Genomic DNA, 11,107 nt, shown 5'->3' with positions numbered 1-11,107 from the left:
AGTGCGGGTTCCCGTGTGAAAGTAGGTCATCGTCAGGCTCTTACAGCCCAAAAAACCCCGTAGCCCAAAGCTACGGGGTTTTTTGCTTGTTTGCGCAGAAGTACTTGTATCGTCGCCTGCGCGATGTGCGTGCGCCATGGTGGGCGCAAACGGCTTGAAAGATGAACATGCAACTGCAAGACATTCTGTATTCCCAAGGGTTCGGCATCCGCCGCGTGTGTTCGGGACTGGTCCAGCAGGGCTGGGTGGAACTGTGGGACACCGAGGCCAATGACTGGGTGCGTTGCCTCGACTCCACTCAGGACATCGATCCTGAAGGCCTGCGCTATCGCGTGCAGGGCGTGGAGTGGGCCTATCACGCGCTGGGCTATGTGCTGCTGCACAAGCCGGCGGGCACGGAGTGCTCGCAAAAACCGTCGACCTATCCGAGCATTTACTCGCTTTTGCCCTTGCCGCTGCGGCTGCGCCCGAACAAGGGTGCCGTGCAGGGCGTGCAGGCCGTGGGGCGGCTGGACCAGGACACGACGGGTCTGCTGCTGCTCAGCGATGACGGTCAGTTCATCCACCGCATGAGTTCGCCCAAGAAGCATGTGCCCAAGATCTATCGCGTGACCACCAAGCATCCGGTCGATGCCGGCCAGGTGCAGCGCCTGCTCGACGGCGTGGTGCTCGACGATGACCCCAAGCCCGTCAAGGCCGCTGCTTGTGAGCAGGTGAGCGAGCATGTGCTGGACCTCACGCTGACCGAAGGCAAGTACCACCAGGTCAAGCGCATGATCGCGGCCGTTGGCAATCGCGTCGAGGGCCTGCATCGCTGGAAGATTGGCGAGCTGGAGCTCACCGAGGACCTGCAGCCGGGCCAGTGGCGATGGTTGACGGCCGAGGACCTGGCCAAGCTCAAGGCCAAGTGAGGCAGGGGGCCGCGTTTCCATGATGAATTCCGCTGACCCTGGCCAGGGCTGGGCCCTGTTGTGCACTGCTTTCGATGCGCCCGTGCCGGATGCGCTGCGTATCCAGCAGGACGTGCTGATCGTGGTGGATAGCCGCGGCATGATCGATGCCGTGCTGGAGCGCGGTGATCCCCGCCGCGCCGCTCTGGAGGCCGCGCATGCGGCCGCAGGCACGCTGCAGCGCCTGCCCGAAGGCCAGTACCTTTTGCCCGGCATGGTGGACCTGCATGTGCATGCACCGCAATGGCCGCAAAGCGGCAAGGCCCTGGATGTGCCGCTGGAAACCTGGCTGCAGGAGTACACCTTTCCCCTGGAAGCGCGCTACAGCGATGCCGGCTTTGCCGCTTCGGTCTACGACAGCGTGGTGCGCACGCTGCTGGCCAATGGCACGACGACGGCCATGTACTTCGGCACCATCCACGCCGTGGGCAACCAGGTGCTGGCCGAACGCTGCCTGGCCCTGGGCCAGCGCGCCCTGGTGGGCAAGGTGGCGATGGACGAGCCGTCGCAATGCCCCCCGTACTACAAGGACGCCAGCGCCGCCGAAGGCATTGCCGAGACGGCGCGCTTCATCGACTGGCTGCGCCAGCATCCGGACAACGCGCAGCAGCGCGTGCTGCCGGTGATCACGCCGCGCTTCATTCCTTCGTGCACCGACGAGCTGCTGCGCGGCCTGGGCGACCTGGCTGGACGCACCGGCGCCCATGTGCAAACCCATTGCTCCGAGAGCGACTGGGCGCATGCCCATGTGCTGGAACGCCAGGGCCGCACCGATGCGCATGCGCTGCATGATTTCGGCCTGCTCACGCGCCGCACGGTCGTGGCCCATGCCAACTTCCTCACGGCCGATGACGTGGCACTGATGGCGCGCACGGGCGCCTCGGTAGCGCATTGCCCTCTGTCCAACTTCTATTTCGCCAACAGCGTGTTCCCGGCCCGCAGCGGCCGTGAGCAGGGCCTGGGCATGGGGCTGGCCACGGACATCTCGGGCGGCTACAGCCCCAGCATGTTCGATGCCTGCCGCCACGCCATGACGGCCTCGCTGGCCTTGCATGAGGGGGTGGACCCGGCCCTGGGCGCTTCGCAGCGCGGCAGGGCGGGGCAGGGCGTGCAGGCCCGCATCGACCACGTCTTTGCGCTGTGGCTGGCCACGGCGGCGGGGGGCGATGCGCTGGACCTGCCGATTGGCCGCATCGAGCCCGGCCACGCCATGGACGCCCTGGCCATCGACTGCCAGGGGCCTGACTCCAATGTCCAGATCTGGCCCGGCGCGGATGGGCCGGCCGACATTCTGCAAAAGATCATCCACCACGCCACGCGCGCCAATGTGGCCAGCACCTGGGTGCAGGGCGAGTGCGTGCACCGGCGCCAGGCCGCCGGCGCTGTCACTGCTGTCTGAGCGCCGCAGTCTTTAGGCTGCGGCCGTTTTCCGCATTTTTCCGTCCCATGACCGAACCGACCTCCTCCTACGAAGGGCGCCTGATCGCCCGCCCCGACGACCGCGTCTCGCTGTCACAGGCCCTGTTGCTGGGCCTGCAGCATGTGATGGCCATGGACGTGTATGTCGTGCCCTTCATCATTGCCTCGGCCCTGGCGCTGTCGCAAGCCGATGCGGCGTCCATGATCCAGTCCACCTTTCTTGCCGCAGGCGTGGGCACGCTGATCCAGACCGCCTGGTGCATGCGCATGCCTGTTGCGCAAGGGCCTTCCTACATTCCGCTGGGTGCCATCCTGGCCGTGGCCTTTGGCGCGGGCGGTGGCTTCGGCGGCATGGGAGCCGTCTATGGCGCGCTGATTCCGGGAGCTCTGATCGTCATCGCACTGGGTGCGCTGGGCTGGTTCCACCGCGTGATCCGCTGGCTGGTGCCGCCCATCGTCGGCGGCACCATCATCCTCGTGGTGGGGCTGTCGCTGCTGCCGATTGCGCTCAGCGCCAACGTGTTCTCGGTGCATGGCGGCATGACGGTCAACCAGTCCATTGCCCTGGCTTCGGTGTCGGCGGCGCTGCTGATCGCGGCCATGATGCTGGGCCTGCGCTTTGACAACCGGCTGGGCCGCTGGATGCGCCTGTCGTCGGTGATCATCGCGCTGGCCGGCGGCACGGCCGTGGCCTGGGCCATGGGCCTGTTCGCCTGGCAGCCGGTTGCGGATGCTCCCTGGCTGACGCTGCCCAAGCTGGCCGGCATCGACTATCCGCTGCAGTTCAGCCTGCCTGCCGTGCTGACCTTTGTCGTGATCTATCTGGTGGTCATGGCGGAAACCACGGGCACCTGGTTTGCGGTATCGGCCGTGATCAACCAGCCCATCACCAGCCGCCAGCTCGACCGTGGCGCCGTGGGCGAGGGCCTGAGCTGCAGCGTGGCCGCACTCATCGGCGCCACGCCGGTCACCGGCTACTCCACCAATGCGGGCGTGATCTCGATCACAGGCGTGGCCAGCCGCATGGTTTTCATTGCAGCCGGCCTGGTGCTGGCCTGCCTGGGCTTTCTGGGCAAGTTCTCGGCGCTGATTGCGGCCATTCCCTCGCCCGTGATCGGCGGCATGTTCGCCGTGGTCTGCGTGACCATTGCCATGGCGGGCATCCGCATCCTGCGCCATGTGCGCCTGGACGAGCGCGCCATGCTGGTGGTGGGCGTGCCCATCATCTGCTCCTTCTTCGCCACGCTGGCTCCCAAGGACTGGGTCCAAACCCTGCCGGACATGCTGCAGTACCTGCTGGGCTCGGCCGTGACCGTGGGGGCCATGGCCGCCATGGTGATGAACCTCATCCTGCCGCGTGCGCAGGGGGACGACGCACCGGCCAAGGACCAGGTGGTCTGAACGCCGCAGGGGTCTGCGCCCGCAAACCCATGAGAAAAGGCCATGCGCAGCGGTTGCGCATGGCCTTTTTGCTGGAGGAGGCGTGAGGCGGGCAGGGCCGCGGTATTCAGCGCCGGTCCAGGTCGTCGATGGATGCGCTCCAGCGGCTGTCCCAGTTGCCGCGCTCGCGCACCTGGTCGATCTGGCGGCGGTCGCGCTTGGTGGGGCGGCCGTCGTGCTGTTCGGCAATGCTGCTGGCGGGCTCGGGCGCCAGCCGGCGCTGCTCGGCCAGGCGCTCCCGCTCGGCCAGGCTTGCGGCGGTTTCTTCGTAGAGGGCCTGGGCCACGGGTGCGGGGCCGCGCATGCCGGACAGGCCACGAATGACCACGGTGCGCGGAATCTGGCCCTGGCGCAGCACCACGGTGTCGCCGCAGCGCACCTCGCGCGCGGGCTTGACCAGGGCTCCGTTGACGGTGATGCGGCCCTTGCCGATCTCTTCTACCGCCAGGCTGCGCGTCTTGTAGAAACGCGCGCACCACAGCCATTTGTCCAGACGCATGGATTCGATATCGGTCATGGCGTTATTGTGCGCGCGGCGCGGGGTGCTTGCCAGTGGCCGGTTGCAGCGGAATCGCCACGTGAGCGTGCAAACCGCAGACCAGGCCTTGCCGGTAGATGTTGCGCAGTTCGATGGCGCCGCCCAGCGTCTGCACGATCTCGTGGCAGATGGCCAGCCCCAGGCCCGAGCCGCTGCGCGCATTGCCGGCCGAGAACGGCTGGAACAGCCGCTGGGCCAGGTCGCTGTCTATGCCCGGCCCGCTGTCGCGCAGGCTGAGCACGGCCTGGCTGCCGGCCTGGTGCACGCTGATGTGCAGGCTGCCGGCCGCAGGCATGTGGCGTATGGCGTTGTGCAGCAGGTTGCGCGTGAGTTCGCGCAGCATCCATTCATGGGCCGGCACGGGGCAGGGTTCGGTGTCTATGGAGAAGTCGATGTCCTGCTCGGCAATCAGCGGCGACAGTTCGATGGCCACGTCGCGCACCACTTCGTCCAGCAGGCTGTGCGCGGGCGACGCCGGCTCGGCGCTGTCTTCCTGCCGTAGCTGCTCGACCTTGGCCAGCGCCAGCATCTGGTTGGCCAGCCGCGTGGCGCGGTCCACGGTAGCGCCGATTTCCTCGAAGGCCTGCTCGGCCGGCACATCGCCGCGCTGGGCCGACTGCAGCTGGGCCTTGAGCACGGCCAGCGGCGTGCGCAACTGGTGCGATGCATCGCGCACAAAGCGCTTCTGGTCCGACAGCAGCTGTCGCAGCCGCAGCATGAGCTGGTTGATGGCCTCCAGCAACGGCTGCAATTCACGCGGCGCAGCGGGGGCCGACAGCGGGCTCAGGTCGCCGCGCGGGCGCGAGCGCAGGTCGCTGCTGAGCTGGCGCACGGGCTGGGTGGCCCGCTGCACCACAAAGATCACGATCAGCGCCACGGCAGCCACCAGCAGTGCCTGGCGTGCCAGCGTGGTGCGCAGGATCTGCAGGGCCAGGGTCTCGCGCAGCTCCAGCGTCTCGGCCACCTGGATCACGGCCATGCCGCGCCCCTTGGCGCTGGCCACGGGCTGCAGCAGCACGGCCATGCGCACGGGCCGGCCGCGGAACTGTGCGTCGTAGAAATCGACCAGGGCCGCGTAGGGCGGGCGTTGGGGGATGACGCCGTGCCACATGGGCAGCTCGCCAAAGCCCGACACCATTTCCCCGTCCAGCGTGGAGACGCGGTAGAACATGCGGCTCTGGTTGTCGGCCTCGAAGATCTCCAGCGCGGAGTAGGGAACGATGGCATGCAACTGGGCGGACTCGTCATAGCCCGTCACATCCAGCTGCTCGCTGATGCTCTTGGCCGATGCCAGCAGCGTGCGGTCATAGGCCGTGTTCAGCGCAGCCAGCGTCTGGTGGTACAGGCTCCAGGTATTGAAGCCAATGAACAGAATGACGGGGACGAGAATGCCCGTCAGCAGCTGGCGGCGCAGCGACCAGGGCTGGCGCGCGCGGGCGGGGGCGGGAAGGGGAAGACCGGGGTCGCGCATGGGCTTGCGGTACAGGAATGCGGCAATGCGTCAGGCCGACTCGGCCTTGAGCAGATAGCCCAGGCCGCGCAGCGTGACCAGTTGCACGCCCGTGCCCGACAGCTTCTTGCGCAGCCGGTAGGCGACGACTTCCACGGCCTCGTACTGCACGTCGGACTCGCCGGGAAACACCAGCGCGAACAGCCGCTCCTTGGCCACGGCATGGCCGGGGCGCGCCAGCAGGGCGTGCATCAGGGCCAGCTCGCGGGGCGTCAGCTCCATGATCTCGCCATCGCGGTGGATGGCGCCGCTGGTCTTGTCGTAGCGCAGAGCGCCCATGGCAATGGTCTCGGGCGGCGGCTTGGGCGCGAAGCTGTCGCTGCTGCGGCGCAGCAGGGCGCGCAGCCGGGCCTCCAGCTCGTCGAGGTCGAAGGGCTTGGCCAGGTAGTCGTCCGCGCCGGCGTTCAGGCCCAGCACGCGATCGCCCACGGTGCCGCGCGCAGTCAGTATGAGCACGGGCGTGCGCAGGCCCTGGCCGCGCGCACGCTCCAGCACCTGCAGGCCGTCCAGGCCGGGCAGGCTCAAATCCAGCACCACGGCGTCGGGCTCGCGCACCAGCCACTGCGCCAGGGCCGAGGGGCCGTCGGCCGCCGTCTCCACCTGGATGCCGCGCCGGATCAGCGTGCGCTGCAGCGTGGTGCGCATGGCGTTGTCATCTTCTACGAGCAGCAATTGCATGGCCCGCACGTTAGCACCGGGCGCGATGCAGGCCATCGCGCCAAGAGCGATCTAGGGATTCCCCTAGGGGTTTGGACAGCCATTTGACAGGTAGCGAACCGATCATCGACAGCCTTACAACACAAGGAGTCAAACCATGCGTCGTGATACTTTTCTGAAGTCGCTGGCCGCACTGGCCGCCGCAGGCAGCCTGCCGCTGTCTGCTCAGGCTGCGGTCGCCGTCAAGATGATGCTGCCGGCCAACCCCGGCGGCGGCTGGGACACCACGGGCCGTGCCCTGGGCAAGGCTTTGCAGGACGCTGGTCAGGCTGCTTCCGTCACCTATGACAACAAGGGCGGCGCCGCCGGCGCCATCGGTCTTGCGCAGTTCGTCAACGGCAGCAAGGGCGATCCCAACGCCATGATGGTCATGGGCGCCGTCATGCTGGGCGGCATCATCACGGGCAAGCCGCCCGTGAACCTGACGCAGGCCACGCCGCTGGCGCGCCTGACCAGCGAATACAACGTGTTCGTGCTGCCCGCCAACTCGCCCTTCAAGAACATGGCCGAGGTGATCGCCCAGCTCAAGAAGGACCCGGGCTCCGTCAAGTGGGGCGGCGGCTCGCGCGGCTCCACCGAGCACATTGCGGCGGCCATGATCGCGCGTGAAGTCGGCGTCGATCCCTCCAAGATCAACTACGTGGCCTTCCGTGGAGGCGGCGAGGCCATCTCCGCCATCCTGGGCGGCAACGTCACGGTGGGCGGCAGCGGCTTCAGCGAGTTCGCCGAGTACATCAGCACCGGCAAGATGAAGCCCATCGGCGTGACCTCGGGCCAGCGCCTGAAGGGCGTGGACGTGCCCACGCTCAAGGAGCAGGGCATCAACGTCGAGATCGGCAACTGGCGCGGCGTGTACGGCGCGCCCGGCATCACCAAGCCCCAGCGCGATGCGCTGGTCGCCATGCTGGAGAAGGCCACCAAGAGCAAGGCCTGGGCCGAGGCTCTGCAGAAGAACGACTGGACGCCCGCGTGGCTGGCCGGCGATGCCTTCGGCGAGTTCGTGGACCAGGAGTTCGCGAGCCTGCGCGCCACCATGGTCAAGTCCGGCATGGTGTGATCGCACGGCTGCACCGGCCTCTTGCGGGGCCGGTGCGGCCACAGGCCCGCACTCCTGCGGGCCACGGCAGGCGCCAGTCGCAGCGCCTGCTTCAAGAAGCGGAAGATGCCCGCGCGCCGCGCCAGCGGCCCGCAGGCCCCGGCGGCTTAATTTTTTCCCCACGTCTGCAGCGGTGGCCGGCCCGGTCGCCGGTTCCGCTGCGGCCAGGAACTGACCATGTCCGAGTCCTCACAACCCAATCCACTTGCCACGGATGCCGCCCAGGCCGATGAGCCCAGCGGCTTTCCCTCGGTTCGCGCGCAGACCATCGTCGGCTCTGGCGTGCTGCTCGTCGCTGCAGGCCTGGCCTTCGGCGCGCTGCAGATTCCTTCCGACTCCGGCTACGGCGGCGTCGGCCCCAATTTCCTGCCTTGGCTGTGCGCCGTGGTGCTCGCGGTCTGCGGCGCCTGGCTGGTCTGGGAGGCGCGCACGGGCGGCTATCGCGAAGCCTCCGCACCTGGCGGCCATCCACGCGCCGACATCGGCGCCTTCGTCTGGGTGTCGGCCGGCCTGATGGTCAACGCCGCACTGATCGGCACGGCGGGCTTCATCGTCAGCTGCACCATCTGCTACGTGCTGGCCGTGCAGGGCCTGCGCCGTGCTGGCGGCCAGGCCCAGGCGGGCGCACCCATCACCTGGGTCAAGGACGTGGTCACCGGGCTGCTCATCTCGGCGCCCGTGTTCTGGGCCTTCACGCAATTCCTGGCAATCAACCTGCCGGGCCTGACTGAGACAGGGTGGCTGTAATGGAAATCTTTGACGCACTGATGGCGGGCTTCGCCACCGCCATTACACCCGCCAACCTGCTGTGGGCTCTGGTCGGCTGTGCCCTGGGCACGGCCGTGGGCGTGCTGCCCGGCATCGGCCCGGCCGTGGCCGTGGCCATGCTGCTGCCCATTACCGCCAAGGTCGAGGTCACCGCCTCGATGATCTTCTTCGCGGGCATCTACTACGGCGCCATGTATGGCGGCTCCACCACCTCCATCCTGCTGAACACGCCCGGGGAGACCGCGAGCATGGTCACGGCCATGGAGGGCAACAAGATGGCCAAGAGCGGCCGCGCGGGCGCCGCGCTGGCCACCTCCGCCATCGGCTCCTTCGTGGCCGGCACCGTGGCCACCGTGGTCGTCACGCTGTTCGCCCCCTCGGTGGCCGACTTTGCCGTCAAGCTGGGTCCGCCCGAGTACTTCATGCTGATGGTGCTGGCCTTCACCACCGTCAGTGCCGTGCTTGGCCAAAGCGCGCTGCGCGGCATGACGGCCCTGTTCCTGGGGCTGGCGCTGGGCTGCATCGGCATGGACCAGATCTCGGGTGCTGCGCGCTACACCATGGGCAAGATGGAACTGCTGGACGGCGTGGACATCGTGCTCGTGGCCGTGGGCCTGTTCGCCGTGGCCGAGGTGCTGTATGCCGCCATGTACGAAGGCAAGGTTGTCGATACGCAAAACAGGATGGGCCGAGTGCACATGACCGGCCGCGACTGGAAGCGTTCGTGGCCCGCCTGGCTGCGCGGCACCGTCATCGGCACACCCTTCGGCTGCATCCCTGCCGGCGGCACCGAGATCCCCACCTTCCTGAGCTACGCCACCGAAAAGAAGCTGGCCAAGGGTGAGAACCGTGCCGAGTTCGGCACCAAGGGCGCCATCGAAGGCGTGGCCGGCCCAGAGGCCGCCAACAACGCCACCGTGACCGCCGCGCTGATCCCGCTGCTGACCCTGGGCATTCCCACCAGCAACACCACGGCCGTGCTGCTGGGTGCGTTCCAGAACTACGGCATCAACCCCGGCCCGCAGCTGTTCAGCTCGTCCGCCGCCCTGGTCTGGGCGCTGATCGCCTCGCTGTACATCGGCAACCTGATGCTGCTGGTGCTCAACCTGCCCATGGTGGGCCTGTGGGTCAAGCTGCTCAAGATCCCGCGTCCCCAGCTGTACGCAGGCATCCTGATCTTCGCCACCGTGGGTGCCTACGGCATGCGCCAGAGCGCCTTCGACCTGTTCCTGCTGTACGGCATCGGCGTGCTGGGCGTGATCATGCGCCGCTTCGACTTCCCCACCGCGCCCGTCGTGGTCGGCATGATCCTGGGCCCCCTGGCCGAGGCACAGATGCGCAATGCCGTGTCCATCGGCGAAGGCAGCTGGTGGATCTTCCTGCAGCGCCCCATGTCGCTGACGCTGATCATCATCGTGGCCTGCGTGCTCATCGTGCCGCGCGTGCTCAAGCGCCTGCAGCCCAAGCCCTCGCCGGAGGCGGCTGCAGGCTGATGCCAACCCGTTGCTAGCCGGCCCGGTGGTGTCACGCATGGCGCCCCGGGCCCCTGACAGCCCCTGCCTTCCGAGGCAGGGGCTTTTTTATTGGCGCCCCTTGATGCGGGTCAGCAGGCGCCTCATGCCCATTGCACCAATGGCATGGGAAATTTATCAATATGTCCGTCCATTGGTGAGGTGGCATTCAATTGCTGATGTATCCAAGATAATCAATTTGCTTACATTTATAAGAGGAGTCTGACGCATAAATCAATTGCGCCATTGCCAGTGGCCTGTCTATGATTCCCGCTCATCGAGAGAGGGGGCCGTCCATAGGACGGTTGACACAATGACACGACCATTTGCCATCCGCACGCCATGGGGCGAGCCACTGCATTCTCATGAAATGCCTGGCCATCAGAGAATCCGCCACTGTTTCCTTCTACCCAGAATGAGGCAATGTGAAGCAATTGCCGCCCTGGATACAGCGATACATTGCGACTGCGCCATCAAGTCCACTCAGGAGAAGTCTGCATGAGTGGCCAACCCGCAGCCCGCATCACCGACAGCGTCGTCAAGGGCAAGATCGTCACCGGCTCGCTCACAGTGCTCATCGGCAGCCAGGGGGGCCTTGCCTGCTCCGTCTGCCCAGGTGGCATCACCGTCAGTTCCCCCGTCAACCCCCAGTTGGGCGCCAAGGTCCTGTTGGGCGCACAAGACCTGGACTTCGCCCTGCCCTCGGCGGCGCTGCCTGTGGCCTGGCAGCGCCAGTACAGCAGCTACGTCAACCCCGAGCACGGCGCTGCCTGCGGCCTGCTGGGCCATGGCTGGCACCTGCTGCAGGAGCTCAGCATCCGCTTGCAGGAAGAGTCCACCTTGCTGCTGGATGCCAGCGGCCGCGTCATCACCTTCGACCAGCCTCTGGCGCCGGGCGGCCAGCTGCACAGTGCCAGCGAAGACATCTGGCTGCTGCGCGGCGGCAGCACGGAGCCGGACGGCGGCACAGCGCCTTGGGCGGCGAACCCACGCTGGTCGCATGTGGAGCAGGCACTGGTGCGCAACCCGCAAGCCATCCTCGCGGTCAGCGGCGATGGCGACACGCTCTGGGGCTTTGGTCCTGCGCCCGGTGAACCTGTCGATGGCCCCTGGCGCCTCATGGCCCAGATCGACCGCTTCGGGCGCCGCCAGCTCTAC

The 11,107-nt window shown here is 67.2% G+C and carries 10 protein-coding genes; 7 read left to right on the top strand and 3 right to left on the bottom strand.

Annotation, left to right across the window (positions count from 1 at the left end):
• Positions 1–167 precede the first annotated feature (167 nt).
• From IAE24_RS29760 to IAE24_RS29750, 3 genes are read left to right on the top strand one after another with little or no spacing between them, the layout of a single operon-like run.
• Positions 168–911, top strand: coding sequence for a 16S rRNA pseudouridine(516) synthase (locus IAE24_RS29760; RefSeq protein ID WP_013803370.1), 744 nt, complete (start codon positions 168–170; stop codon positions 909–911).
• A 19-nt stretch (positions 912–930) separates the two neighbouring features.
• Positions 931–2,349 carry a guanine deaminase gene (gene guaD / locus IAE24_RS29755; RefSeq protein ID WP_063326717.1) on the top strand — a complete coding sequence of 473 codons (1,419 nt, stop codon included), beginning with the start codon at positions 931–933 and terminating at the stop codon, positions 2,347–2,349.
• A 47-nt stretch (positions 2,350–2,396) separates the two neighbouring features.
• Positions 2,397–3,770 (top strand): uracil-xanthine permease family protein, encoded by a 1,374-nt coding sequence (locus IAE24_RS29750; protein WP_063326716.1) that lies wholly within the window; start codon positions 2,397–2,399, stop codon positions 3,768–3,770.
• 106 nt (positions 3,771–3,876) lie between these two features.
• Here the strand turns inward: IAE24_RS29750 and IAE24_RS29745 are convergent, their stop codons facing one another.
• Genes IAE24_RS29745 through IAE24_RS29735 form a run of 3 tightly spaced genes read right to left on the bottom strand, consistent with a single transcriptional unit; the run spans position 3,877 to position 6,571 of the window.
• Positions 3,877–4,326 (bottom strand): RNA-binding S4 domain-containing protein, encoded by a 450-nt coding sequence (locus IAE24_RS29745; RefSeq protein ID WP_088165395.1) that lies wholly within the window; start codon positions 4,324–4,326, stop codon positions 3,877–3,879.
• Between the two features lie 4 nt (positions 4,327–4,330).
• Positions 4,331–5,818, bottom strand: a complete 1,488-nt coding sequence (locus IAE24_RS29740) for a sensor histidine kinase (protein WP_200016417.1) — start codon at positions 5,816–5,818, stop codon at positions 4,331–4,333.
• Positions 5,819–5,848: 30 nt separating this feature from the next.
• Positions 5,849–6,571 carry a response regulator transcription factor gene (locus IAE24_RS29735; protein WP_012204436.1) on the bottom strand — a complete coding sequence of 241 codons (723 nt, stop codon included), beginning with the start codon at positions 6,569–6,571 and terminating at the stop codon, positions 5,849–5,851.
• Between the two features lie 100 nt (positions 6,572–6,671).
• On the opposite strand from IAE24_RS29735, the gene IAE24_RS29730 reads away from it, so the two are divergent.
• The 4 genes from IAE24_RS29730 to IAE24_RS29715 form a co-directional block, all read left to right on the top strand.
• Positions 6,672–7,631, top strand: coding sequence for a Bug family tripartite tricarboxylate transporter substrate binding protein (locus IAE24_RS29730; protein WP_013803365.1), 960 nt, complete (start codon positions 6,672–6,674; stop codon positions 7,629–7,631).
• Positions 7,632–7,847: 216 nt separating this feature from the next.
• Entirely contained in the window at positions 7,848–8,417 is a 570-nt protein-coding gene (locus IAE24_RS29725; RefSeq protein ID WP_063326714.1) for a tripartite tricarboxylate transporter TctB family protein, read from the top strand.
• The gene (locus tag IAE24_RS29720; protein ID WP_012204439.1) at positions 8,417–9,931 is read left to right on the top strand and encodes a tripartite tricarboxylate transporter permease; all 1,515 of its coding nucleotides are present in this window, start codon (positions 8,417–8,419) and stop codon (positions 9,929–9,931) included. The genes IAE24_RS29725 and IAE24_RS29720 overlap by 1 nt, the downstream gene beginning before the upstream one ends.
• Positions 9,932–10,447: 516 nt before the next feature.
• Positions 10,448–11,107 (top strand): DUF6531 domain-containing protein (locus IAE24_RS29715; RefSeq protein ID WP_233626434.1); only part of this gene is annotated, 660 nt, incomplete at its 3' end.

This window comes from Delftia sp. S65, assembly GCF_016516495.1.
GTDB classification, from domain to species: domain Bacteria; phylum Pseudomonadota; class Gammaproteobacteria; order Burkholderiales; family Burkholderiaceae_C; genus Comamonas; species Comamonas acidovorans.
Note: the sequence above shows the minus strand (reverse complement) of the source record. Positions and strands in the feature narration are given on the sequence as shown.

Coding starts and splice junctions, on each gene's coding strand:
- IAE24_RS29760 (WP_013803370.1), top strand. CDS start 168: ATGCAACTGCAAGACATTCTGTATTCCCAAGGGTTCGGCATCCGCCGC.
- guaD (WP_063326717.1), top strand. CDS start 931: ATGATGAATTCCGCTGACCCTGGCCAGGGCTGGGCCCTGTTGTGCACT.
- IAE24_RS29750 (WP_063326716.1), top strand. CDS start 2,397: ATGACCGAACCGACCTCCTCCTACGAAGGGCGCCTGATCGCCCGCCCC.
- IAE24_RS29745 (WP_088165395.1), bottom strand. CDS start 4,326: ATGACCGATATCGAATCCATGCGTCTGGACAAATGGCTGTGGTGCGCG.
- IAE24_RS29740 (WP_200016417.1), bottom strand. CDS start 5,818: ATGCGCGACCCCGGTCTTCCCCTTCCCGCCCCCGCCCGCGCGCGCCAG.
- IAE24_RS29735 (WP_012204436.1), bottom strand. CDS start 6,571: ATGGCCTGCATCGCGCCCGGTGCTAACGTGCGGGCCATGCAATTGCTG.
- IAE24_RS29730 (WP_013803365.1), top strand. CDS start 6,672: ATGCGTCGTGATACTTTTCTGAAGTCGCTGGCCGCACTGGCCGCCGCA.
- IAE24_RS29725 (WP_063326714.1), top strand. CDS start 7,848: ATGTCCGAGTCCTCACAACCCAATCCACTTGCCACGGATGCCGCCCAG.
- IAE24_RS29720 (WP_012204439.1), top strand. CDS start 8,417: ATGGAAATCTTTGACGCACTGATGGCGGGCTTCGCCACCGCCATTACA.